Here is a 23,004-nt window from a genome sequence, read left to right as displayed (position 1 = left end):
GCGGAGCGGCGGGGCCCGGCGGCGATCGGCGGCCGGGTCCAGCGGCGCTCACTGGCCGGGCTCGACGGGCGAAGCCGGTGATCAGAGCGTGCGCAACAGCACCGCCGGCTGTTCGACGCAGTCCGCCACGTACCGCAGGAAGCCGCCCGCCGTGCCGCCGTCGCACACCCGGTGGTCGAAGGTGAGCGAGAGCTGCACGACCTGCCGTACCGCCAGCTCGCCCCCGTGCACCCAGGGCTTGGGGACGATGCGGCCGACGCCGAGCATGGCGGCCTCGGGGTGGTTGATGATCGGCGTGGAGCCGTCGACGCCGAACACGCCGTAGTTGTTCAGCGTGAAGGTGCCGCCGGTCAGCTGGCCGGGCGTCAGGGTGCCGGTGCGTGCGGCCTCGGTCAGCCGGGCGAACTCCGCGCCGAGCGACTCCGCGTTCCTGGTGTGCGCGTCCCGCACGACGGGGACGACCAGCCCTCGTTCCGTCTGCGCGGCGAACCCGAGGTGCACCTGCTCCAGCCGTACGACCTCGCGGGCCTCCATGTCGACCGTGGAGTTGAGCTCGGGGAATCGGGCCAGCGCGGCGGTGCAGATCCGGGCGAGCAACGCCAGGAGGGAGATCTTCGGGCCCCCGGCGGCGTTCATGGCCGTGCGGGCGTTCATCAGCTCCGTCGCGTCGGCGTCCACCCAGCAGGTCGCGTCCGGGATCTCGCGCCGGCTGCGGGAGAGCTTGTCGGCGACGGCGCCACGGACGCCCCGGAGGGGGACACGGGTGCCGTCGGCCGCCGCCCCGGACACGGCGGTAGGCCGAGCGGCGGGCACCGCGACGGGCCGTACGGCCGGTGCCTCCTGCGTCTTCGGCGCCGGGGCGGAGGGAGCGGCGGACCGCAGCGCGTGCTCCACGTCCGCCCTCAGGATCAGCCCCTGGGGCCCGGATCCCGTCAGTTCCCGCAGGTCGAGGCCGTTCTCGCGGGCGAGGCGGCGGACGAGCGGGGAGATGACCGGCACGGGTCCGTCCGCGCGGACCGGGCCGGTCACCGAGGTCGGCCCCCCGGGCACGGCCGCGGGGGCAGCCTCGGGAACGGACACCGGCACGACGGATCGCGCGGGCTCCCCCGGCCGCACCCTCCTGCGGCGTGCCGGAGGCGCACCCGTGCCGTATCCGACCAGCACATTGCCGGAGCCCTCGTCCTTCGCGGCACCGGCCGCGTCCGCGCGCCCGGCGGAACCGTCGGTGACCGGCGCTCCCACCGCCACCGTCAACAGTGGCGCCCCGACGGGCAGTTCCGTGCCCTCCTCGCCGAAGCGGGCGGTGACGACGCCGCCGTAGGGGCAGGGGACCTCGACCATGGCCTTGGCCGTCTCGACCTCGACGACGGGCTGGTCGATCGCGACGACGTCCCCGACCTGGACGAGCCAGCGGACGATCTCGGCCTCGGTCAGCCCCTCACCGAGGTCGGGCAGCTTGAACTCCAGCACCTGGGCCATCAGTTCTCCGCCTCCCACTGCAGGCGCCCCACGGCGTCCAGGATCCGGTCGACGCCGGGCAGGTGGTGCCGTTCCAGCATCGGCGGCGGGTAGGGGATGTCGAACCCGGCGACGCGCAGCACGGGCGCCTCCAGGTGGTGGAAGCAGCGCTCGGTCACGCGGGCCGCGATCTCGCCGCCCGGGCCGCCGTAGGAGCCGGACTCGTGCACGACGAGCGCGCGGCCGGTCCGCCGTACCGACGCGGCGACCGTCTCGTCGTCGAAGGGCACCAGGGAGCGCAGGTCCACGACTTCGAGGTCCCAGCCCTCGGACGTGGCGGCCTCGGCGGCCTCCAGACAGACGGGCACGGACGGGCCGTAGGTGATGAGCGTGGCGCTGCGTCCGGCGCGGCGCACGACCGCGCGGCCGATCGGCTCGACGCTCTGCGGTTCCTCGGGGTTCCAGGTGTCCTTCGACCAGTACAGGCGCTTGGGCTCCAGGAAGACGACCGGGTCGTCGGACGCGATGGCGGCGCGCAGCAGCCCGTAGGCGTCGGCGACGGTGGCGGGCGTGACCACGTGGAGCCCCGGAGTCGCCATGTAGTACGCCTCGGAGGAGTCGCTGTGGTGCTCGACGCCGCCGATGCCGCCGCCGTACGGGACGCGGATGGTGATCGGCAGCGGCATGGCCCCGCGGGTGCGGTTGCGCATGCGGGCGACGTGGCTGATGAGCTGCTCGAACGCCGGGTAGGCGAACGCGTCGAACTGCATCTCCACGACCGGCCGCAGCCCGTACATGGCCATGCCGACGGCGGTGCCGAGGATGCCCGCCTCGGCGAGCGGCGTGTCGGTGACGCGGTCCTCGCCGAACTCCTTCGCGAGGCCGTCGGTGACCCGGAAGACACCGCCGAGGGTGCCGACGTCCTCGCCCATGACGTGCACGGTGGGGTCCGCGGTCATGGCGTCGCGCAGGGCGCGGGTGAGTGCCTGCGCCATGGTGGCGGGCTTGAGCGCGACGGTGGTCATCGGTGTGCCCCTTCTTGCTCCGCCGCCAGCTCGGCCCGCAGCAGGGCTTCCTGTTCGCGCAGTTGGGGCGTGGGCTCGGCGTAGACGTGGGCGAAGAGGTCCATGGGGTCGAGGACCGGGTCCTGGTTCATGCGCTCGCGCAGGTCGGCCGCCATCGTCTCGGCGGCGTCGCGCGCGGCCCGGATGCCGTCCTCGTCGAGGAGTCCGCGCTCGGTCAGCTCGTGCTCCAGGAGCGTGATCGGGTCGTGTGCGCGCCAGGTCTCGACCTCGGCGTCGCCCCGGTAGCGGGTGGCGTCGTCGGCGTTGGTGTGGGCGTCGATGCGGTACGTCACCGCCTCGACCAGGGTGGGACCGCCGCCCGCGCGCGCGTGGGCCACTGCCTCGGCGAGCACCTGGTGCACGGCCGCCGCGTCGTTGCCGTCGACCAGGCGGCCCGGCATCCCGTAGCCGACCGCCTTGTGGGCCAGCGACGGGGCGGCGGTCTGCTTGGCGAGCGGCACGGAGATCGCGAAGCCGTTGTTCTGGACGAGGAAGACGACCGGGGCCTGCCAGACGGCGGCGAAGTTGAGGGCCTCGTGGAAGTCGCCCTCGCTGGTGCCGCCGTCGCCGACCAGGGCGAGCGCCACCACGTCGTCGCCCTTGAGGCGGGCGGCGTGCGCGAGCCCCACGGCGTGCGGGAGCTGGGTGGCGAGGGGGGTGCACAGGGGCGCGACGCGGTGCTCGTGCGGGTCGTAGCCGGTGTGCCAGTCGCCGCGCAGCAGGGTGAGCGCCTGGACGGGGTCGAGGCCGCGGGCGACGGCGGCGAGCGTGTCGCGGTAGCTCGGGAAGAGCCAGTCGCGCTCTTCGAGGACCAGCGCGGCGGCGACCTCACAGGCCTCCTGGCCGGTGCTGGAGGGGTAGACGGCGAGCCTGCCCTGCTTGGTCAGGGCCGTGGCCTGCGTGTTGTAGCGGCGGCCGCGGACCAGCTCGGCGTAGAGCCGGCGCAGCAGCGCGGGGTCGGCGTCGGCGGCCGCGTCCGTGCCGAGCACGCGGTACGGCAGGGCGTCGGGCAGCAGCGGCGCGGGGTCCGTGCGGGGCTGCCAGGCGGGCGGCGGTGTCGGGCGGTACGCGCCCCGCTGCTCCATGACCGTCATACGGCACCTCCTCGTGGGGGTGGCTCAGGGACGCGGTACGGCTGTGACGCGTCTCACCTACCGATTGTTCGGTCGTTGACGCATTTTGGCTACAGGCACCCTCAGGCTGTGGACAAACGGTTCTGCACAGCCTCAAATGAACGCAGTACGTCCATGGTAGGGAGGCGGGGGCACATGGCACCTGAACAAATGGCCGAGCCGCCGGAGCACGGCCCGGCCCTGCCACCCCCTCGACCGCTGGACGCCATAGATCAGGACATCCTGCGCATGCTCCAGGCCGACGGCCGCGCCTCGATACGGTCCGTCGCCGAACGGGTCCACGTCTCTCGCGCCAACGCCTACGCACGCATCAACCGCCTCATCGAGGACGGCGTGATCCGGGGCTTCGGGGCGCGCGTGAACCACGAGCGCGCCGGAAAGGGCACCTCGGCCTACATCACCCTCAAGATCGTGCAGAACTCCTGGCGCACGGTCCGCGACCAGCTGCGCCAGCTGTCCGGCGCCGCCCACATCGCCCTCGTGGGCGGTGACTACGACGTCCTGCTCCTGGTGCACACCTCGGACAACAGGGCCCTGCGCGAGGTCGTCCTCACCAAGCTCCAGGCCATCCCGGAGGTGCTCAGCACCCGGACCCTGCTGGTGTTCGAGGAGGAGGACGTGGAACCGGACGGGTGAGCGCAGGCCCGGGCGCCCCACCTGGGCGCACGCGCTCCCGGTAGGCGCTCAGGCCGGCGCGCGCAGCCCCGAGAAGACCAGGTGCGCCACCGCTTCGGACACTTCCCGCTCGCCCATGCCCCGCCCGTCCGGCCGGTACCACTCCACGATCGAGTTGATCATCCCGAAGACCAGCCGGGTCGCGAGCCGCACCTCCACGTCGCCCCGGACGTCCCCGTCGGCCGCCGCGGCCTTCAGCAGTTCGGCGACCCGGTGGTCGAAGTCGCGGCGCCGCTCCAGCGCCCAGCGCTCGGTGTCCGTGTTGCCGCGCACCCGCAGCAGGAGGGTCACGTAGGGGAGTTCGTTCATGAGCACCTCGACCATGCGCCGCACGACGTGCTCCAGGCGCTCCACCGCCCGCCCCGCGCGCGCGGGTTCCTCGTCGAGGATGCCGAAGAGACCGTCCAGGGCGCGGCTGACGGCCCGGCGCAGCAGCTCCTCCTTGCCGGTGACGTGGTGGTATATCGACGACTTGGAGATACCGGCCGCTCTGGACAGGTGCTCCATGGACGTGCCGTCGTAGCCACGCTCGTTGAAGACCCGGACGGCGACGGACAGCAGCGTCTCCGGGGTGTAGGTGTCGCGCTTGGCGGTGGTCATGAGGAGGTGCCCTCCCGCTTGTCGGAGGCGTAGGCGTGGCGGTAGAGCGCCAGGGACGGCGCGTAGCGCCCGGACGGGTCGCGCAGGTGCAGATCGTCCAGGAGGGCGTACGCCCAGTTCCGGCCAAGCCTGCGGCTCCATTCGAAGGGCCCCAGCGGGTAGTTGACGCCCAGGCGCATCGCCGTGTCGATGTCCTCCTTGGTGGCCACGCCCTTGGCGACGGCGTCGTGCGCGAGGTCGATGATCCGCGCCACCGTGCGGGCCACGATCATGCCGGGGGCGTCCCCGATGACGCTGACGTCCTTGCCGAGCGCCTGGAAGAGACCGGTGGCCTCGGCGAGGGTCTGCGGTGAGGTGTCCTGGGAGGCGGAGAGCGCGATCCGGGTGGCCCTGCGGTAGTCGAGCGCCAGGTCGAAGTAGACGACGTCCCGGAACTCCACGGAGGTCTGTCCGTCGGCGAGGGCCAGCTGGCCTCCGCTCGGCAGGACGAGCCGGGTGCCGTGGTCCTCCTCGTCCTCGCGGACGGGGATGCCCGCCTCCCGGATCAGGGCGAGCAGGTCGGAGGCGGGGCCGAGGTCACCCTCGACGACGACGTACGCCGGCGCGGGCACCGGCTCGGCGGTGTGCGGCTCGGGCCGCTCGGCGCCGTCGGTGTGGTCGTACCAGCCCTGTCCCGTCTTGCGGCCGAGCCGGCCGGACTCGACGAGCCGTCGCTGGGCGAGCGAGGGCGTGAAGCGCACGTCCTGGAAGAAGGCCTGCCAGACGGAGTGGGTGACGGACTCGTTGACGTCCTGCCCGATGAGGTCGGTCAGTTCGAAGGCGCCCATCCTGAAGCCGCCGCACTCCCGCAGGATCGCGTCGATGGTGACGGGTTCGGCCGCCTGCGACTCGTACACCGCGAAGGCCTCCGCGTAGAACGGCCGTGCGATGCGGTTGACGATGAAGCCGGGGGTGTCCGCGCAGGCGACCGGCGTCTTGCCCCAGACGCGCGCCAGCTCGTACGCGCGCGTGGCCGACGTGACGTCGGTGGCGAACCCGGAGACGACCTCGACGAGGGGCAGCAGCGGCGCGGGGTTGAAGAAGTGCAGGCCCACGAAACGGCCCGGGTTGCGCAGGGCACCGCCGATGGCCGTGACGGACAGGGAGGAGGTGTTGGTGGCGAGCAGGCAGTCCTCGCCGACGATGTCCTCCAGCGCACGGAACAGCTCCTGTTTGACGTCCAGCCGCTCCAGGACCGCCTCGACGACGAGGCCGCAGTCCGCGAGGTCGGTGAGGCTCTCGGCGGCGTGCAGCCGGGCGCGCGCGGAGTCCCGGTCCGCGCCGGTCATACGGTCCTTCGCGACGAGCCGGTCGAGCCGGGCGCCGATCGCCTCGGCGGCCTCACGGGCCCGGCCGGGGGCGGCGTCGAACAGTCGCACGGGGTGGCCGGCGACCAACGCGACCTGGGCGATGCCCTGGCCCATGGTGCCGGCGCCGACGACGGCCACGGGGCTGCTGAGGTCGAGTGCTGTCATGTGCGCGATCCTCCCGCACGGGGTTGTCCACAGATGCGGCGGACCCCCTTGTCCCGACCGATCGTTCGGTTACTCTAACTCTGTCCGCCTGTTCCTGCCCAGGTCAGAGCTCGACGAAGAGCCTCTGACGTGAGGAGTTGGTCAAGCATGGCCGCCGAACCGTCCGCGCACGCCCTGATCGCCAAGCACCGGCCCACTCTCGACCAGGCCCTGGAAGCGATCCGCACCCGCGCGTACTGGTCGCCCCACCCCGAGCACCCCAAGGCGTACGGCGAGAACGGCAGCCTGGGCATGGCCGAGGGCAAAGCCGCCTTCGACGCCCTCCTCGGCACCCGCATCGACCTCGGCCAGCCCGGCACCGACGACTGGGTGGGCGGCGAGACCTCCCCGTACGGCATCGAGCTGGGTGTCACCTACCCGCACGCGGACGTCGACGCGCTGCTGCCCGCCATGAAGGCCGGCCAGCGCGCGTGGCGCGACGCGGGCGCGGAGGCGCGCGCGGCGGTCTGCCTCGAGATCCTCAAGCGGATCAGCGACCGCACCCACGAGTTCGCCCACGCGGTCATGCACACCAGCGGCCAGGCCTTCATGATGGCGTTCCAGGCCGGCGGCCCGCACGCCCAGGACCGAGGCCTGGAGGCCGTGGCCTACGCGTACGCGGAGCAGGTCCGCACCCCGGACGAGGCGGCGTGGAGCAAGCCCCAGGGCAAGCGCGACCCGCTCACGCTCACCAAGCGGTTCAAGCCCGTCCCGCGCGGCATCGCCCTGGTCATCGGCTGCAACACCTTCCCCACGTGGAACGGCTACCCGGGCCTGTTCGCCTCCCTCGCCACCGGCAACGCGGTCCTGGTGAAGCCCCACCCGCGCGCGGTGCTGCCGCTCGCGCTCACCGTCCAGGTCGCCCGCGAGGTCCTCGCCGAGGCCGGCTTCGACCCCAACCTGGTCGCGCTGGCCGCCGAACGCCCCGGCGAGGGCATCGCCAAGGACCTGGCCATCCGCCCCGAGATCCGCATCATCGACTACACCGGCTCCACGTCCTTCGGCGACTGGCTGGAGGCCAACGCCCGCCAGGCGGAGGTCTACACGGAGAAGGCCGGTGTCAACACGGTGCTCGTCGACTCCACCGACGACTACAAGGGCATGCTCTCCAACCTGGCCTTCTCCCTGTCCCTGTACAGCGGCCAGATGTGCACCACCCCGCAGAACCTGCTCGTCCCCCGCGACGGCATCACCACCGACGAGGGCGCCAAGTCCTACGACGAGGTCGTCGCCGATCTCGCCAAGTCGGTCGGCGGCCTACTCGGCGACGACGCGCGCGCGAACGCACTGCTCGGCGCGATCGTGAACCCCGACGTCAAGGCCCGCCTCGAAGCGGCCGCCTCGCTCGGCGAAGTCGCGCTCCCCTCACGAGAGGTCACCCACCCCGAGTTCCCGGACGCGGTCGTCCGCACGCCGGTGATCGTGAAGCTCGACGGCGCCCGGAAGTACTGGGAGCGGACCGACGACGAAGCCGCGTACATGAGCGAGTGCTTCGGGCCGGTGGCGTTCGCCGTCGCGGTCGACTCGACGGCGGACGGGCTGGACCTGCTGCGCCGGACCATCGCCGAGAAGGGCGCGATGACCGTCGGCGCGTACACGACCTCCGACGAGGTGGCCGAGGCCGTCGAGGAGGTCTGCCTGGAGGAGTGCGCGCAACTGTCGCTGAACCTCACGGGCGGCGTCTATGTGAACCAGACCGCGGCGTTCTCGGACTTCCACGGCTCCGGCGGAAATCCGGCGGCCAACGCGGCGCTGTGCGACGGGGCGTTCGTCGCCAACCGCTTCCGGGTGGTGGAGGTCCGGCGCGAGGCCTAGAGGCGCACGCCCCTGGGCGCTCCCCTGGGGGCCACGCCGGGGGCGCACCTCGACGTCCCGTCAGAAGGAGCCCGCGCTCCAGTGGTACAGGGTCATCGCCACGCTCGTCGCCAGGTTGTAGCTGGAGACCTGGGGACGCATCGGGAGCGAGAGCAAGTGGTCGGCGCGGGCGCGCAGTTCGGTGGAGAGACCGCTGCGTTCGGAACCGAAGGCCAGGACGGCGTCGTCCGGGAGCTTCAGCCCCCGGATGTCGTCGCCCTCGGGGTCGAGCGCGAAGAGGGGGCCCGGGGGCAGATCGGCCACGGTCAGGCGTTCGACGGCGGTCGCGAAGTGCAGCCCCGCCCCACCGCGCACCACGGTGGGATGCCAGGGATCCATGGTGCCCGTGGTGACCACACCGGTCGCGCCGAAACCGGCCGCCAGCCGGATCACGGCCCCCGCGTTGCCCAGGTTGCGCGGGTTGTCCAGGACGACGACCGGGGTGGTGCGCGGCGTGCGGGCGAGCGCGGCCAGCTGCGCCTCGCGCGAGGGGCGTACGGCCAGGGCGGCGACCTCGGTGGGATGCGGACGCGCCACGAGCGCCCGGTACGTCTCCTCCGGGACCTCCTGAAGAAGACCAGCGAGCCGGTCGCGTACGTCCGGCGCCAGGTCGTCGGCGAGGGCGAGCGCCGCCGCGCGGTCCACGGTGACGGCCACCGACACGTCGGCGCCGAAGCGCACGGCGTGCTTGAGGGCGTGGAAACCGTCGAGCAGGACGGCGGTGTCGACGAGGCGGCGCCAGGCACGCACGGGGTCGCCGCCCGGACGAGTGTGCGATCCGCCCATGGGGTCGACGACCGGTCCGTCTGCCGGAGCGGCCACCGGTCCGTCCGCTGGTGCGCTCACCGGATCGTTCATGCGGTGAAGCCTACGTGGGGCTGCTCGGTCGCCCCGTTCTCCTGCTTCGCCTGCTGCTCCCGCGTCTTCTGCTCCTCCTGCGTCTCGTGGGCGAGCGGAGGCTGCCCCGGGGCGCGCGGGCCCGGGATCCTGCGGTCGCTCCCCGGCGGCACACGACGCATGACGCGGTCACGCGCACGGGCCACCAGGGCACCCAGACGCTTCAGGAAGGGCGTCGGCAGGAAGACGGCGTCGGCGGCGATCATCGCGAGCGAGAAGAACGGCAGCCCCAGCACGACGGCGATCACGGCGTGCTCGGTCATCATGACCGCCAGCAGGACGTTCTTGACCCGCCGGTTGAAGAGCGTGAACGGGAAGGCGACCTGCACGATCACCGTCCCGTAGGTCACCAGCATGATCATCGTGCCGCTGGACGACATCAGGTCGGAGAGCGTGCCCCAGGGCGAGAAATAGTCCAGGTGGAACGGGTAGTAGGCGGCCGTGCCGTCCTGCCAGCGCGAGCCCTGGATCTTGTACCAGCCGGCCGCCGCGTAGATCAGACACGCCTCGGCCATGATCACGGCCAGCGCGGCGTTGTGCGCGAGGTTGCCGACGATGTCGAGCAGCGCACGCGGCTTGGTGTCCGCCTCGATACGTCCGGCGACCCACCACAGGCCGTGCACCGCCCACAGCCCCCAGAAGAACGTGAGCCAGCCGCCCAGCAGGCCCCCGGGGATCAGACCGCCGAACGTCGACACCAGCAGCGCGAAGCCGAGCACACACCACAGGACGGGGCCGCCCACGTCCTCCTGCGCTCGGCCGTCCCGCTCCAGGCGCTCGCGCACGCGCCGTGTGCGCCGTGCGTCCAGTGACCAGACCTGGCCACAGCGGACGAAGACGAGATAGATCGCCATGAGGTGGATGACGTTGTCGCCGCCGTCCCCCATGAAGACGCTGCGGTTCTGCAGCGAGAGGACGCCGACCATGAACAGGACGCTCACGGCACGGGTGCGCCAGCCGAGCAGCAGCAGGAAGGTCGACAGGATGGCGACGGCGTAGACGATCTCGAACCACACCATGCTGTCGGACCACATGAGCACCGTGAAGGCGTCGTTGTCCGCGATCAGTCGCTGGGCCAGCTCCCAGCTCCAGGGCCCGTCGGGTCCGTACAGCTCGCGCCGGTGCGGGAACTCGCGCAGCAGGAACAGCAGCCAGGTCGCGGAGAAGCCGATACGGATGATCGCGCTCTGGTACGGGCCCAGCGCGCGATCGGTGACACGGGTGATGCCGTTGCCTGTCGCCGCGACGAGGCGCCCCAGCGGGCTCACCGGCGGAACCGGGTGGGGCGGGCTCATGGAACTCATCCGGCGCTCGCCTCCGTCCGACCGGTGACGGCCCGGTCATCACCGGCCGCGTCGCCGGCGTCAGCGGCGTCGGCGGCGTCCGTCCGGTCGTCGTCGGTCACCGACCACCAGGGCAGCTCACGGACGACGGGCTTGTCGGACACCTTTTCCTCGCTCCACTCGGGCGGCTGCACATTGGTCGTACGGGACCGGAGCTGTATCCGCTCGATCTCACCGCCGGGGCCGCCGGCCTGCTCACGGTCGAGGCGCATCACGACGATGCGGCGCACATAGCGCTCGGACAGATCGCCGCGTGACGAGGTGGCGCGGTGCTCGGCGTCATGCGTGGCGGTGTAGAAGTCCCAGGCCCGACGCAGTTCGTTCTGCTCGGTGTGGCTCGGCACCGGGTTGCGGTCGATCGCGGCGCCGTCCAGCGCCGACAGGTCGTACCAGCCGGTCGTGCTCACCTCGCCGTCAGCGCTGCGAACCTCGGCGCGCGCCTGCACCGCGATGTTCTGCTGCAGCGGGTTCGGCGCGAACAGCTTCCAGTTCTGCTCGAACTCCGGATAGACCCATTCGTCCACCGCCCGGCCGTGCTGCTTCGTCAGCGTGTTCGAGGGGGCTATGTGCAGAAACACCAGCCCGAGGTGCGCGCAGGTCGCCACCGCCACGATCGCGAGCACCAGCGCCACGGCGATCTGGTACGGCAGGGTCAACGCGGCGATACCGGACACCGGCTGAGCCGGCCCGGCTATCTGCTCCGTTCGCGACCCGAGGGACGGCTCCTCCGGCGATTCCACCGGTGATCCCGATGACGAATCCGGTGCTCCCGACGACGGATCGGGTGGTCCGAGTGACGGAGGTCCGGGTGACGGATCGGGTGGTCCGGGTGACGGATCCGGTGGTCCGGGTGACGGATCCGGTGGTGGCGGGGCCGAGGGTGCCGTGGACGCATCCATGTTCGCCGAGGTCGCGTCGCTCTCGGGCTCGTCCGGCCCTCGCCGGGCGTTCGAGACCTCGTCGTTCGCGTCCATTGCGCCCAGCTCCCCGATTTCCACTACCCGGTCGACTTCCCCACGGGAACTTACTCAGCCGGGTTCCTCCGGCACAGCCCCGATGGCCACAGCAGTCACATCGTCACACCGCTCACACGGCACCCATGAGGTTATCCACAGCGGGGGACACCTTACGGCGCGGTGTGGTCCGCCTCTCTTCCGAAGGCCACCCCCGCCACTCCGCCGCTCGCCCGACCTGGCGTTCACCAGCCGGCCCCCGCCGAGGGCCCACCACGCCATTCCCTTCTTCTAGAACCTGTTCTATCTTGACGCCCCGTCATCGGCGACACGGAAGGGGCGGGACCGTGGACTTCACGTTCACCGAGGAGCAGCAGGCGGCGGCCGAAGCGGCGAGGGCGGTGTTCGCCGGGGTCGCGCCGGACGGTGTGCCGAGCCCGTCGCTCGTGCCGGGGGCGGTTGCAGACGACTTCGATCGTCCCCTGTGGGCGAAGCTCGCCGAGGCGGACCTGCTCAGCCTGTTGCTCGACCCCGCGTACGGAGGGTCGGGGCTCGATCCGATCGCCCTGTGCCTGGTACTGCGCGAGTCGGCGAAGGTGCTGGCCAGGGGCCCCTTGCTGGAGAGCAGCGCGGCCGCCGTGGCCGTACAGGCCCACGGGAGCGAGGAGCTGAAGGCGGAGCTGCTAGCACGCGTCGGCAGGGGCGAGGTCGTCCTGACCGTCGCCGCGCACGGCCGAACCGGCCACGACCCGGCCGAACTCGCCGTGACCGCCCGCCGGGACGAAGACGGCGTCTGGGTCCTGGACGGCATGCAGACGGCCGTGCCGTGGGCCCACAACGCGGACTTCATTCTCGTCCCCGCGACGGTCGCACCGGAGTCGGTCACCCCGGGCGTCTCCGCCGAACGAGCCGGCGGAAGCGTGGGAGGCGGCGGAGCCGAAGGGACCGACGGAGCCGAGGGAATGGGCGGAACCGGCGGAGTCTTCGGAGCCGAGCAGGACGCGGCCACGGCCGCCGGCGGCCGGGTCGTGCTCGCCGCCGTCCCCCGCCTCCACGAAGGGGTGACGCTCGCCGAGCAGATCTCCACCACCGGTGAACGGCTCGCGGAGCTGCGCCTGGACACGGCACGCGTCGCCGACCGGAATGTCCTCGACGCGGAGGGGGCATGGGAACGCCTACGGAACCTGCTGACCACCGGCACATGCGCGCTGGCGCTGGGCCTGGGTGACAGGGTCCTCGCCATGACCAGCGAATACGCCGGCAAACGCGAGCAGTTCGGCTTCCCGATCGCCTCGTTCCAGGCCGTCGCCGTACAGGCCGCCGACCGCTTCATCGACCTGCGCGCGATGGAGGCGACACTGTGGCAGGCAGCCTGGCGCATCACCTCTGGCGCGGGAGGCGCACTGCCCGCCTCCGGAGATGTCGCCGTGGCCAAGATCTGGGCCTCGGAGGGCGTACGGCGGGTCGTGCAGACCGCACAGCATCTGCACGGGGGCTTCGGCGCCGACGTCGACTACCCTCTGCACCGCTATCACGCCTGGGCCAAGCATCTCGAACTGTCACTCGGCCCCGCTGCGGCCCACGAGGAGGCCCTCGGAGACCTCCTGGCGGCACATCCCTTGGGCTGACCGCCTCGCTCCCTAGAGAACGAAGCCCGCCCCGCCCTTGTCGTCCACCACCGGACGACCGGCGGCCGCCCACACCTGCATGCCGCCGTCGACGTTCACGGCGTCGATGCCCTGCTGGACGAGATAGTTGGTGACCTGCGCCGAACGCCCACCCGAGCGGCAGATCACATGGACCCTGCCGTCCTGCGGCGCCGCCTCGGTGAGCTCACCGTAACGCGCCACGAACTCACTGATGGGGATGTGCAGCGCCCCTTCGGCATGACCCGCCTGCCACTCGTCGTCCTCCCGGACGTCCAGCAGGAAGTCGTCGTCCTTGAGGTCTCCGACCTCGACCGTGGGCACACCCGCTCCGAAATGCATGCGTCCGACGCTACCCGACCACCAGCCGACAACCGAAGCCCTCGCCAACCGAACCAGCCGACCGCCCTGCTTCAGCCGCCGTGCCGATCCTGACCTCCCTGACCCGCTTGGCCCGCCTGGCCACCGTGACCGTCCTGGCCGATCAGCCCCGCCAGCTCCGCCTCCCGCTGTTCGACCTCCGCCAGCAGCTGGTCGGCGATCTCGTCGAGCAGGCGGTCGGGGTCGTCCGGCGCGAGGCGGAGCATCGAACCGATGGCGCCCTCTTCCAGCTCACGGGCGAGGAGCGCGAGAAGCTCCTTGCGCTGGGCGAGCCATTCCAGCCGGGCGTACAGCTCCTCGGCGCGACTCGGCCTGCGCTCCTCCGGCACCGGCCCGGCCGCCCACTCCTCGGACAGCTCCCGCAACAGCACCTCGTCACCACGGCCGTACGCGGCGTTCACCCGGGCTATGAACTCGTCCCGCCGTTCCCGCTCCTTGTCGTCCCGCGCCAGGTCGGGGTGGGCCTTGCGCACCAGTTCGCGGTAGAGCCTGCGGGCCTCGTCACTCGGGCGCACCCGCTCCGGAGACCGTACGGGCTGATCGGTCAGCATGGCCGCCGCCTCCGGGAAGAGGCCCTCCGAGTCCATCCAGCCGTGGAACAACTCCTCCACGCCCGGCATGGGCATGACCCGCGCTCGCGCTTCCTGCGCCTTGCGCACGTCCTCGGGGTCCCCGGTGCGGGCAGCCTTCGCCTCGGCGATCTGGGCGTCCAGCTCGTCCAGCCGCGCGTACATGGGGCCGAGCTTCTGGTGGTGCAACCGGGAGAAGTTCTCGACCTCGACCCGGAAGGTCTCCACGGCGATCTCGTACTCGATCAACGCCTGCTCGGCCGCCCGCACGGCCCGCTCCAACCGCTCCTCGGGCCGCCCGGCGCCCGCGCCCCCGCCAGCACCCTCACCGTCGGAAGACACCTGGCCCCCATCAGAAATCGGAGCCTCAGCAGACACCGGCGTCTCGGCAGAGTCGCCCTCGGCGGACGACGTACTGCCGCCGGGCTCGGTGCCCGTACCCGCGTCGGGCTCCGTGCTCTCCACAGGCTCGGTGGAGGGCTCGGACGGTGTCTGGTCGGCTTCCGGGGTCGTCACCCGACCCAGCCTAGGCCACGGCTCCCGGCCGCACCGAAAGTCACCGGACGCCTGGCCCTCGCGCATCCATGCGAACACCCGACCATCCCCGGCCACCCTCCGGCCACCTCTGTCGCCCCCTCCAGCCGCCCCTTCGGTCGCCCCCTCTTGTCGCTCCCTCCGGCCACACCCACAGATCGCTCCCTACCGCCGCTCCCGTGGCCGCTCCCCTCAGACCCCCGTCTCCGCCGCGATCCGCCCGGCCCGCACGGCCGCCACCAGGTCCTCGTGGTCCGCCTCCGTGCGGTCCGCGTAGGTGACGGCGAACGTGGCCGTCGCCTCGTCGAGTTCGTCGTTCTTGCCGCAGTAGCCGGCGAGGAGGCGGGGGTCGGCGCTGTGGGCGTGGGCGCGGGCGAGGAGGGCGCCGGTCATGCGGCCGTAGTCGTCGATCTGGTCGGCGGCCAGGGCGGCGGGGTCGACACTGCCCTTGCGGTTGCGGAACTGGCGTACCTGGAAGGGGAGTCCGTCGACCGTGGTCCAGCCCAGCAGCATGTCGCTGACGACCTGCATGCGCTTCTGGCCGAGGACCACCCGGCGCCCCTCGTGATCCACCTCCGGCACCTCGAAGCCGACGGTCGCGAGGTGCGGCTCGAGCGCCGACGGGCGGGCCTCCTTCACCTGGAGGACGAGCGCTTCACCGCGGTGGTCCAGGAGGAGCACGACGTACGAGCGGGTGCCCACACTGCCGGTGCCGACCACGCGGAACGCCACGTCCTGCACGGCGTACCGGGCGAGCAGCGGGTGGCGGTCCTCCGAGAGCGTGGTCAGGTACTGCGTCAGGGAGGTGGCCACGACGGCGGCTTCCGTGTCGTCCACACGGCGCAGCACGGGCGGGGCGTCCACGAAGTGGCGGCCGCCGCCCTCCACCTGCCGGGTCGACTTGGCCGCGAAGCGGCCGCTGGTGTTGGCGCGCGCCTTCTCCGCCACCCGCTCCAGCGTGCCCAGCAGGTCGTGGGCGTCGGTGTAGGAGACCAGTTCCTCGTCCGCGATGGCGTTCCACGCGTCGAGTGCCGACAGTTTGGCGAGCAGCCGCATGGTGCGCCGGTAGGCGCCCGTCGCGTCGTACGCGGCCTTGCGGCAGACGTCCTCGTCGGCACCCGCCTCTCGGCCGGCGAGCACCAGTGAGGCGGCGAGGCGCTTGAGGTCCCACTCCCAGGGACCGTGCACGGTCTCGTCGAAGTCGTTGAGGTCGATGACGAGTTCCCCGCGGGCGTCCCCGTACAGGCCGAAGTTGGCCGCGTGGGCGTCGCCGCAGATCTGCGCGCCGATACCGGTGATGGGCGTACGGGCCAGGTCATGGGCCATGAGGCCCGCCGAGCCGCGCAGGAACGCGAAGGGCGTGGCCGCCATCCTGCCGACTCGTATCGGGGTGAGCTCGGGAATCCGGCCGCGATTGGACTCCTCGACCGCGGAGACCGCGTCCGGCCGGTCCGTGGTCAGCGTCAGGTCCGCGTGTGCGCTGCGGGGCACCCGTGCGCGCAGGGCCTTGCCCTCGTCCTTGGGCGACCCCACCGCGGGCCACTCGGCGAACCCCGTCACCGCCGGAACCCGCACACCGGCCGACCGCGCCATCGTCCCCGCTCCGGCCCGCCCGGCTTGCGCCGACCCCGGCTCGGCTCCCGTTCCCGTCGTCGCACCGACCTCGGTCACAGCGACCGCCTCCCCCGCACCCGTCCACGCACGAACATCAACTCGTGACGACGGTACAGCCGGTGGCCGAAACGCGTCAGACCCTGTGGACAACTCCGTGTCGCGCCTGTCCACGCCTGTGGAAAACCGGCGCCGCCCGCCTCTTCACTACTGTGCCGACCCCGCGCACGGCCAGTTCTGCGGCAGATGGACCAGGGCCCAGTCCTTGAGCTCCTTGAGCGCGGGTTCCAGCGCCGCCCCGGCCGCTGTCAGCCGGTAGGTGACACGCAGCGGCGGCCCTTCGTCGACCTCGCGCACCACCAGCCCCGCCGCGCCGAGCTCGCTGAGCCGGTCGGAGAGCATCCGTTCGCTGATCCCGGGGATCGCCCTGCGCAGATCGACGAAGTGCGCGGGATGCGGCATCAGCACGGCCACGATCGGCCCCGTCCACCGCTTGCCGAGCAGGGCGAACACCCGGGTGATGCCGTCGTCGACCTGTCGGCACGGCCCGGCGCCGTGGATGTCCCGCTGCTGCTCCGCCATGAGGCCAAGGGTACCGGCCCGTTCGTATGCGGATGAAAAAAAGTAAGTGACTGTGTTATCTGTAGTGGAGTACGAAAACGAAGCCACTTCTCTGGGAGTCACTCATGGCTACGCTGCTGCACCTCGACTCGTCCGTGTTCCCCGCCGCCGCCTCGACGTCGCGCGCGGTGACGGAGACCTTCCGCAAGGCCTGGGAAGAGCAGCATCCGGACGGCACGGTGATCTACCGCGACCTGCACGCCGATCCCGTCCCTCACCTGGGCGCCGACGCTCACACCGCCGGCTTCACCGACCCGGCCGCCCGCACCCCGGAACAGGCAGCGGCCTTCGCGGCGCGGGAGAAGCTCATCGTGGAGCTGGAGGAGGCGGACGCGATCCTCATCGGCGCACCCATGTACAACTTCTCGATCCCGTCCACCCTCAAGGCATGGCTGGACAACGTGCTCCTGATCGGCCGCACCGCCATGAACCCGGACTCGAGGACGAACGGAACCCCGGTCACGGTCGTCGCCAGCCGCGGCGGCTCCTACGCTCCCGGCACCCCGCGCGAGTCGATGGAGTACGTGCAGAACTACCTGACGGCTGTCCTCTCCGACACCCTCGGCCTGGACGTCGACTTCATCGTCCCGGAACTCACCATGGCCCCGCACAACCCCGCGATGAGCGAGCTGATCCCGCTCTCGGAGGCCTCCCGCGCCAAGGCTCTCGACGACGCGGTCGTCAAGGCCAAGAGCCTGGCCGACCGCCTCGCCGCCTAGGTATTCCCGGAGCACGCGAGGGCGGCCGCCCCGCCAGCGGAGCGGCCGCCCTTGCCGTCGAGCCTCCGGGTCCATCCGCGTCGCCCCACGCACATGGGGATCGCGTACGCGCCCGCCCGCGCCGTCAGGCCGCGTACGTGGCGTTCTGTGCCGTGGTCACCACCTTCTGGCCGTCGGCCTGGCTCAGCAGCCCGGCCGACACCCAGGAGCCGACGGTCGACTGCACCCGCGCCACCAACGCCGCCTTGTCGGCGAACGGCGCCCCGACCCAGATCTCGTCCAGCAGAGTCGTCCCGTCGGACTTAACCGGGTTGGCGACACCCGAGTCGGTGCCGCCGAGGACGACCTTCGGCTCGGAGCGCTTGACGTAGGCGTGGGTCGGATCCTCGCTCCCTTCGTGGAAGGGAGCGAATTCGGTGCCGTCCAGCGTGTAGTGCAGCGGCTTCCCGCTCACCGGCGCGAGGGAGGGCAGCAGATCACCGGAGAGTCCCGCGTTGCGGTACAGCCCGACCGACAGATAGCTCGTGGAACTGCTCCTGCCGACGAGGTTGACCGGTCCGTAGAACAGCGTCTGGAGCGACGGGTCGTCGAGCGCCTTCTCCACCCGCAGCCGGAACGGGATCGTCACCCGCACGACGTCCCCGGCGCGCCAGGTGCGCGAGGGGATCGTGAAGTAGCTCCCCGCGGCCGGCGTACCGCTCACCGCGTTGCCGTTGACGGTCACCCGGAATCCGGCGGTGGCCCAGGACGGCACCCGCAGCCGCAGTTCGAAGGCCGCGCTCCCGCCGCCGACGGTGATCGTGGAGCCCTGCTCCCGGGGGTAGTCGGTGCTCTGGGCGATCGTCACGCCCTTGGCGGACCAGTTCAGCGTGGCCGCGCTGTACAGGTTGACGTACAGCGCGCTGCCGTCGGCCTTGGCGAAGTACACCGAGTCCTGGTACTTGGTGGCGCTCTCCATGCCGGTGCCCTCGCAGCAGGTGGTGCCCTGCTTGGGGGTGTAGTCGCGCACATGGCCGGGCTTCAGGCCGATGAAGTACGTGACCAGCGGCTTCTCGGCGTCGGCCTTGTCCTGCTTGGAGCCGAGGACCTGGTTGAACAGGGCCCGCTCGTAGTAGTCCATGTACTTCGGGTCCTGCTCGTGGAAGAACAGGCTCCGGCTGAGCTTGAGCAGGTTGTACGCGCAGCAGGTCTCGGCGTTGGTGTCGCTGATCGTTCCCGAGATGACCCCGCGAGCCTTCCAGAACTCGGCCGTGCTGGTGCCGCCGATCCCGTACATGCGCTGCGGGATCACCATGCCCCAGAAGTTCTTCGCGGCGGTCAGGTAGCGCGTGTCGCCCGTCGCGTCGTACAGCCGGACGTAACCGGTCATGATCGGAATGTGCTGGTTGGCGTGGAGGCCGTCCAGGATGTCGGTGTCGGCGGCGCAGGCGTCGATGAGCCGGTCGAGGTCGAACAACTTGGCCAGGGCGAGGTGTTCGGCCTTGCCGGTGATCGTGTGCAGGTCGACGATCGCCTCGACGATGCCGCCGAACTCACCGCTGGAGAAGATGCCCCACATCCGCTGCAGCGTGGCGTCGGGCAACTTGGACAGCCGCGAGTACATCCAGTCGCACATGCCGGAGGCGAGGTCGAGCGCGCGGGCGTCGTCCGTGGCGAGGTAGGCGTCGAGCAGGCCCTTGAGGATCTTGTGTGCGGTGTAGTACGGCGCCCACACCTTGGTGTAGTCGGCGGTGGTCCGCGTCTCCAGGTCGATGAACTGCGTCTCCGGGTACGCCGCGAGGAAGCCGGGGTGGCTCGGCCCGCCCCAGGTGCGGCGCAGCGTGGCGGTCAGACCGCGTCCGGAGGCGTCGTCGAACGTGCCGCCGGAGGTCGCGAAGAAGTAGTACGACGCGAGGTTGCCGAGCCCCGCGGAGGACCTCTTGGCCTCGTTGGTCTGCAGCGAGGTGATCTCGGCCGTGGTCAGCGCCCTCGACCAGACGTTGAACTCGTCGAAGGCGCCCGCGAAGACCGGGTCGTCTGCGTAGTTCGAGCGGCCCAGCCAGTTGTTCGTCAGGGTGCCCAGGACGGACGGGTTGAGCGTCATCGAGGTGTTCTGGGCCACAGCGGTGCCGTTGACATACAGGGTGCCCGTGGTGCCGCTGATCGTGACGGCCAGGTGGCTCCACTGATGGAGCGGCAGGGCGGCGGTGCCGTTGAGGGCTTGCTCCCCGCCCGCACCGCTGTTGGTGATCGCGAAACGCGGCACCCCGCTGCCGTTGCGGGAGGCCAGGTACATGTACCGGGTCGTGTTGTTGCCGAAGTCGAAGATCCTCTGCCAGTTGGCGTTGTGGGTGGGCTTCACCCAGACCGACAGAGTGATCGACGAGGCACCGCCGAGGACTGCGGCCGGCAGGTCGACGTACTGGTACGAGCCCCGGACGTTCTCGTGCGCGCCACCCCATTTCCCGGTGACGGCGAGCATGCGGGGATCCTTGCGCAGCGCCTCACGCACCTCGGTGAGCGCATCGACCATGGTGCGGATCTTGTCGGCGTACACCTGCTCCCCGGTGCTCGCGTACGCCTGCGCCAGCATCGTCAGAAAATGCCCGGTGTAGTGGCCGCGGAGATTGCCGTTGGCCTCGCCGTCCAGGCCTTCCCAGCCGCCGGGGGCGACCGCGCCCTTGGTGGAGAGTCCCGCGTTGGCGCGGAAGACCTGCAACAGACGGTCGACGTCGTAGCCGCGGCCATGGTCGAGCATCAGCTGCCGTTTGGCGGCGAAAAGGCCCTGGCCGAGCCGCACGTCCTTGAGCTCGAAGGGCCGCACCGACCAGGCGGACGGCACCGGGATCGTGGCGGCGACCGCCCGGCTGCCTCCCGTCCCCAGGGAGACGCCGGGTACGGCCGCGGCGAGCATCGCGGACTGGAGGAGGAAACGTCTGGAGAGGGGCGGAGCCATGTGCGCCTCGTCTCTGGCAGGTGGGGTGGAGGACAAAGCGAGCATCATGTTCGAAATTGCGAACGTTGTGCGAATTCCCGACCAGAAGATAGGCAGGTGACAGGGGAGCGTCAACGGTACTGACGGGTTTCCTGAGGCCAACACCCCACACCGCGCGGACACTTGCATGCCCTCGGCACCGTTTCACGTGAAACATCATGCGTGCCCGCATCTACGACGATTCACGTGAGGCTGACTCCCCGGCATGCCCGACCGCGCACAGCGCGCGCGGCACGCCCCCATGCCGTCCCGCACCACCGGAAGCCGAAAGCCCTTACTGAATCTCCTGAGAGACTCCTCACACTCCAGAGCCCCGCACAGTCAGCCGACCTGCCCCTCCGCGCGCAGGTCCGACGACAAAAAGAAGCGGTCCCATCGTGATCACGATGGGACCGCTTCGCTGTGCGCGAGGGGGGAGTTGAACCCCCACGCCCTTGCGGGCACTGGAACCTGAATCCAGCGCGTCTGCCTATTCCGCCACCCGCGCATTGGGTGTGCCTTCAGGCCCCGTTCCTTGCGGTGTTGGCGCCTTCCGACATCGAGAAGATTAGCACGCTGGAGAGGGTGGCTTCACATCACTTGTCTCGCGGTCCGCCCCCTGCCGCACCGCCGGGACCGGCCGACCAGCACCGACCGAACACACGCCCCCTCCTGCCACGTATCAACGAGTGCTGGTTCACGTATCAACCTCGTACCGGTCCCGGCCATCTCCATGGGAGAGGGACGGGGCGCACAGTCCGGTGCGGGACACTGGTCTCGCGCCGCCTCTACGATCCTTGGCAGAGTTCGGCCGGGGGTAGTTCGAAGAGGAGCTCCGATGGGAATCCGGGAGAGGACCTCAGTGGGCGTCGAGGCCGGGTGACACCGGTCGACCGGGCCGACAGAGGGAACCAGCCGATTTCCCGGCGCGTGGATACGATCAGTAAGCAGTACCGATGCGGTACGCAGAGCGGTGACGACGGAGGAGGTGCCCCATGGGAGTCCTGAAGAAGTTCGAGCAACGTCTCGAAGGTCTGGTCAACGGCACCTTCGCCAAGGTGTTCAAGTCCGAGGTCCAGCCCGTGGAGATCGCGGGAGCACTCCAGCGGGAGTGCGACAACAACGCGACCATCTGGAACCGCGACCGTACGGTCGTCCCCAACGACTTCATCGTGGAACTGAGCACGCCCGACTTCGAGCGCCTCAGCCCCTACTCCGGCCAGCTCGGCGACGAGCTCGCCGGCATGGTGCGCGACTACGCCAAGCAGCAGCGCTACACCTTCATGGGACCCATCAAGGTCCATCTGGAGAAAGCCGACGACCTCGACACCGGTCTGTACCGGGTGCGCAGTCGGACGCTCGCCTCCTCCACCAACCAGCAGGCCCCCGCGGGCGCCCCGGCGAGCCCCGCCGCGGGCCGCCCCGGCGGTTACGGCTACCCGCCCGCCGCGGCACCCGCGGGCGCCCCGCCCATGCCGGCCACGCCGCCGCCCGGCGGCCGCCCCGCCCCGCTGGGCCAGCGGCCTCCCGCCGCGCCGGCGGGAGGGGGGCGCACGCGCTACTGGATCGAGATCAACGGCACCCGCCATCAGATCTCCCGCCCGACGCTGGTGCTGGGACGCAGCACCGAAGCCGACGTGCGGATCGACGACCCCGGCGTCTCCCGCCGGCACTGCGAGATCCGGACCGGAACGCCCTCGACGATCCAGGATCTCGGATCCACCAACGGCATCGTGGTGGACGGGCAGCACACCACCCGCGCTACGCTCCGCGACGGCTCGCGGATCGTCGTGGGCAGCAGCACCATCATTTACCGGCAAGCCGAAGGGTGAAGCGGGGGCAATGTCAGAGCTGACCCTCACGGTCATGCGGCTGGGTTTCCTGGCCGTACTGTGGCTGTTCGTGATCGTGGCCGTGCAGGTCATCCGCAGCGACCTGTTCGGTACGCGTGTCACCCAGCGGGGGTCGCGCCGGGAGAGCGCGCGGCCGCCTGCGGCCGCCCGCCAGGCCGCGCCCCCGCAGCAGCGCGGCCAGCAGCCCGCACCCCCCGCCGGCGGCGGGGGCGGCCGTCGTGGGCGCAACGCCCCGACCAAGCTCGTCGTGAGCGAGGGCACGCTCACGGGGACGACCGTGGCGCTCCAGGGTCAGACCATCACCCTGGGCCGCGCACACGATTCCACGATCGTGCTGGACGACGACTACGCCTCCAGCCGGCATGCCCGGATCTACCCGGACCGCGACGGCCAGTGGATCGTCGAGGACCTGGGGTCCACCAACGGCACGTATCTCGACCGGAACCGACTGACGACTCCCACGCCGATTCCGCTGGGCGCGCCGATCCGCATCGGCAAGACCGTCATCGAGCTGCGGAAGTAGTGCTACATCATGAATAGGCGCGAGCGGAGCGAGCACGCAGGGGCAGCCCCCACCAGGGCTCCCG

At 71.1% G+C, this 23,004-nt stretch carries 19 protein-coding genes and 1 tRNA gene; 6 read left to right on the top strand and 14 right to left on the bottom strand.

Annotated elements, in window-relative coordinates; translation table 11 throughout:
- Window positions 1–81: 81 nt before the first annotated feature.
- Genes L3078_RS23245 through pdhA form a run of 3 tightly spaced genes read right to left on the bottom strand, consistent with a single transcriptional unit; the run spans window position 82 to window position 3,616 of the window.
- The gene (locus L3078_RS23245) at window positions 82–1,479 is read right to left on the bottom strand and encodes a dihydrolipoamide acetyltransferase family protein (protein ID WP_239755885.1); all 1,398 of its coding nucleotides are present in this window, start codon (window positions 1,477–1,479) and stop codon (window positions 82–84) included.
- The gene (locus tag L3078_RS23240) at window positions 1,479–2,483 is read right to left on the bottom strand and encodes an alpha-ketoacid dehydrogenase subunit beta (RefSeq protein WP_239755884.1); all 1,005 of its coding nucleotides are present in this window, start codon (window positions 2,481–2,483) and stop codon (window positions 1,479–1,481) included. Before L3078_RS23240 ends, L3078_RS23245 begins: the two co-directional genes overlap by 1 nt.
- Window positions 2,480–3,616 (bottom strand): pyruvate dehydrogenase (acetyl-transferring) E1 component subunit alpha, encoded by a 1,137-nt coding sequence (pdhA, locus tag L3078_RS23235; protein ID WP_239755883.1) that lies wholly within the window; start codon window positions 3,614–3,616, stop codon window positions 2,480–2,482. The genes L3078_RS23240 and pdhA overlap by 4 nt, the downstream gene beginning before the upstream one ends.
- A gap of 189 nt (window positions 3,617–3,805) precedes the next feature.
- Between pdhA and L3078_RS23230 the strand changes: the two genes are divergently transcribed.
- Complete coding sequence (locus tag L3078_RS23230) at window positions 3,806–4,291, top strand: Lrp/AsnC family transcriptional regulator (RefSeq protein WP_239760436.1); 486 nt, start codon at window positions 3,806–3,808, stop codon at window positions 4,289–4,291.
- Window positions 4,292–4,339: 48 nt separating this feature from the next.
- On the opposite strand, the gene L3078_RS23225 is transcribed toward L3078_RS23230, so the two are convergent.
- Both L3078_RS23225 and L3078_RS23220 read right to left on the bottom strand, forming a co-directional pair.
- On the bottom strand, window positions 4,340–4,930 hold the full coding sequence (locus L3078_RS23225; RefSeq protein WP_239755882.1) for a TetR/AcrR family transcriptional regulator: 591 nt from the start codon (window positions 4,928–4,930) through the stop codon (window positions 4,340–4,342).
- On the bottom strand, window positions 4,927–6,444 hold the full coding sequence (locus tag L3078_RS23220; protein ID WP_239755881.1) for a 3-hydroxyacyl-CoA dehydrogenase: 1,518 nt from the start codon (window positions 6,442–6,444) through the stop codon (window positions 4,927–4,929). Before L3078_RS23220 ends, L3078_RS23225 begins: the two co-directional genes overlap by 4 nt.
- Before the next feature lie 147 nt (window positions 6,445–6,591).
- Between L3078_RS23220 and paaN the strand changes: the two genes are divergently transcribed.
- Window positions 6,592–8,298, top strand: a complete 1,707-nt coding sequence (paaN, locus tag L3078_RS23215; RefSeq protein WP_239755880.1) for a phenylacetic acid degradation protein PaaN — start codon at window positions 6,592–6,594, stop codon at window positions 8,296–8,298.
- A gap of 60 nt (window positions 8,299–8,358) precedes the next feature.
- Here the strand turns inward: paaN and L3078_RS23210 are convergent, their stop codons facing one another.
- The 3 genes from L3078_RS23210 to L3078_RS23200 all read right to left on the bottom strand — a co-directional run bounded on the left by L3078_RS23210 (window position 8,359) and on the right by L3078_RS23200 (window position 11,551).
- Window positions 8,359–9,123 (bottom strand): TrmH family RNA methyltransferase, encoded by a 765-nt coding sequence (locus L3078_RS23210; protein WP_239760435.1) that lies wholly within the window; start codon window positions 9,121–9,123, stop codon window positions 8,359–8,361.
- Between the two features lie 68 nt (window positions 9,124–9,191).
- Window positions 9,192–10,538, bottom strand: a complete 1,347-nt coding sequence (locus L3078_RS23205; protein WP_420864093.1) for an HTTM domain-containing protein — start codon at window positions 10,536–10,538, stop codon at window positions 9,192–9,194.
- Window positions 10,535–11,551 carry a DUF5819 family protein gene (locus tag L3078_RS23200; protein WP_239755879.1) on the bottom strand — a complete coding sequence of 339 codons (1,017 nt, stop codon included), beginning with the start codon at window positions 11,549–11,551 and terminating at the stop codon, window positions 10,535–10,537. Before L3078_RS23200 ends, L3078_RS23205 begins: the two co-directional genes overlap by 4 nt.
- 326 nt (window positions 11,552–11,877) lie before the next feature.
- Here L3078_RS23200 and L3078_RS23195 point away from each other — a divergent pair, with 326 nt between their 5' ends.
- Window positions 11,878–13,158 carry an acyl-CoA dehydrogenase family protein gene (locus L3078_RS23195; RefSeq protein WP_239755878.1) on the top strand — a complete coding sequence of 427 codons (1,281 nt, stop codon included), beginning with the start codon at window positions 11,878–11,880 and terminating at the stop codon, window positions 13,156–13,158.
- 12 nt (window positions 13,159–13,170) lie between these two features.
- Here L3078_RS23195 and L3078_RS23190 read toward each other — a convergent pair whose 3' ends face one another.
- The 4 genes from L3078_RS23190 to L3078_RS23175 form a co-directional block, all read right to left on the bottom strand.
- On the bottom strand, window positions 13,171–13,500 hold the full coding sequence (locus tag L3078_RS23190) for a rhodanese-like domain-containing protein (protein ID WP_239760433.1): 330 nt from the start codon (window positions 13,498–13,500) through the stop codon (window positions 13,171–13,173).
- An 89-nt stretch (window positions 13,501–13,589) separates the two neighbouring features.
- Window positions 13,590–14,468 (bottom strand): J domain-containing protein, encoded by an 879-nt coding sequence (locus L3078_RS23185; RefSeq protein WP_420864092.1) that lies wholly within the window; start codon window positions 14,466–14,468, stop codon window positions 13,590–13,592.
- 384 nt (window positions 14,469–14,852) lie between these two features.
- Window positions 14,853–16,331 carry a DUF2252 domain-containing protein gene (locus L3078_RS23180; protein WP_420864091.1) on the bottom strand — a complete coding sequence of 493 codons (1,479 nt, stop codon included), beginning with the start codon at window positions 16,329–16,331 and terminating at the stop codon, window positions 14,853–14,855.
- Window positions 16,332–16,478: 147 nt separating this feature from the next.
- Complete coding sequence (locus L3078_RS23175) at window positions 16,479–16,853, bottom strand: winged helix-turn-helix transcriptional regulator (protein WP_239755876.1); 375 nt, start codon at window positions 16,851–16,853, stop codon at window positions 16,479–16,481.
- A gap of 104 nt (window positions 16,854–16,957) precedes the next feature.
- On the opposite strand from L3078_RS23175, the gene L3078_RS23170 reads away from it, so the two are divergent.
- Entirely contained in the window at window positions 16,958–17,611 is a 654-nt protein-coding gene (locus tag L3078_RS23170) for an FMN-dependent NADH-azoreductase (protein WP_239755875.1), read from the top strand.
- A 124-nt stretch (window positions 17,612–17,735) separates the two neighbouring features.
- On the opposite strand, the gene L3078_RS23165 is transcribed toward L3078_RS23170, so the two are convergent.
- Complete coding sequence (locus L3078_RS23165) at window positions 17,736–20,546, bottom strand: beta-L-arabinofuranosidase domain-containing protein (protein ID WP_239755874.1); 2,811 nt, start codon at window positions 20,544–20,546, stop codon at window positions 17,736–17,738.
- A gap of 442 nt (window positions 20,547–20,988) precedes the next feature.
- Window positions 20,989–21,072: transfer RNA gene (locus L3078_RS23160), tRNA-Leu, on the bottom strand.
- A 487-nt stretch (window positions 21,073–21,559) separates the two neighbouring features.
- On the opposite strand from L3078_RS23160, the gene L3078_RS23155 reads away from it, so the two are divergent.
- Together L3078_RS23155 and L3078_RS23150 are read left to right on the top strand one after the other, a co-directional pair.
- Window positions 21,560–22,396, top strand: a complete 837-nt coding sequence (locus tag L3078_RS23155; protein WP_239755873.1) for an FhaA domain-containing protein — start codon at window positions 21,560–21,562, stop codon at window positions 22,394–22,396.
- Window positions 22,397–22,406: 10 nt separating this feature from the next.
- Window positions 22,407–22,940, top strand: coding sequence for an FHA domain-containing protein FhaB/FipA (locus tag L3078_RS23150; protein WP_239755872.1), 534 nt, complete (start codon window positions 22,407–22,409; stop codon window positions 22,938–22,940).
- The last annotated feature ends 64 nt before the right edge of the window (window positions 22,941–23,004 follow it).

The sequence above is a fragment of the Streptomyces deccanensis genome, assembly GCF_022385335.1.
GTDB classification, from domain to species: domain Bacteria; phylum Actinomycetota; class Actinomycetes; order Streptomycetales; family Streptomycetaceae; genus Streptomyces; species Streptomyces deccanensis.
The sequence above is the reverse complement of the archived record's forward strand: the minus strand, read 5'-3'. Positions and strand labels throughout refer to the sequence as shown.

What these genes read in the sequence shown, in the direction of transcription:
- L3078_RS23220 (WP_239755881.1), bottom strand. Translation starts at nt 6,444, where the DNA reads ATGACAGCACTCGACCTCAGCAGCCCCGTGGCCGTCGTCGGCGCCGGC.
- L3078_RS23230 (WP_239760436.1), top strand. Translation starts at nt 3,806, where the DNA reads ATGGCCGAGCCGCCGGAGCACGGCCCGGCCCTGCCACCCCCTCGACCG.
- L3078_RS23205 (WP_420864093.1), bottom strand. Translation starts at nt 10,538, where the DNA reads ATGAGTTCCATGAGCCCGCCCCACCCGGTTCCGCCGGTGAGCCCGCTG.
- L3078_RS23240 (WP_239755884.1), bottom strand. Translation starts at nt 2,483, where the DNA reads ATGACCACCGTCGCGCTCAAGCCCGCCACCATGGCGCAGGCACTCACC.
- L3078_RS23200 (WP_239755879.1), bottom strand. Translation starts at nt 11,551, where the DNA reads ATGGACGCGAACGACGAGGTCTCGAACGCCCGGCGAGGGCCGGACGAG.
- L3078_RS23225 (WP_239755882.1), bottom strand. Translation starts at nt 4,930, where the DNA reads ATGACCACCGCCAAGCGCGACACCTACACCCCGGAGACGCTGCTGTCC.
- L3078_RS23210 (WP_239760435.1), bottom strand. Translation starts at nt 9,123, where the DNA reads ATGGGCGGATCGCACACTCGTCCGGGCGGCGACCCCGTGCGTGCCTGG.
- L3078_RS23175 (WP_239755876.1), bottom strand. Translation starts at nt 16,853, where the DNA reads ATGGCGGAGCAGCAGCGGGACATCCACGGCGCCGGGCCGTGCCGACAG.
- L3078_RS23170 (WP_239755875.1), top strand. Translation starts at nt 16,958, where the DNA reads ATGGCTACGCTGCTGCACCTCGACTCGTCCGTGTTCCCCGCCGCCGCC.
- L3078_RS23165 (WP_239755874.1), bottom strand. Translation starts at nt 20,546, where the DNA reads ATGGCTCCGCCCCTCTCCAGACGTTTCCTCCTCCAGTCCGCGATGCTC.
- L3078_RS23150 (WP_239755872.1), top strand. Translation starts at nt 22,407, where the DNA reads ATGTCAGAGCTGACCCTCACGGTCATGCGGCTGGGTTTCCTGGCCGTA.
- paaN (WP_239755880.1), top strand. Translation starts at nt 6,592, where the DNA reads ATGGCCGCCGAACCGTCCGCGCACGCCCTGATCGCCAAGCACCGGCCC.
- pdhA (WP_239755883.1), bottom strand. Translation starts at nt 3,616, where the DNA reads ATGACGGTCATGGAGCAGCGGGGCGCGTACCGCCCGACACCGCCGCCC.
- L3078_RS23245 (WP_239755885.1), bottom strand. Translation starts at nt 1,479, where the DNA reads ATGGCCCAGGTGCTGGAGTTCAAGCTGCCCGACCTCGGTGAGGGGCTG.
- L3078_RS23155 (WP_239755873.1), top strand. Translation starts at nt 21,560, where the DNA reads ATGGGAGTCCTGAAGAAGTTCGAGCAACGTCTCGAAGGTCTGGTCAAC.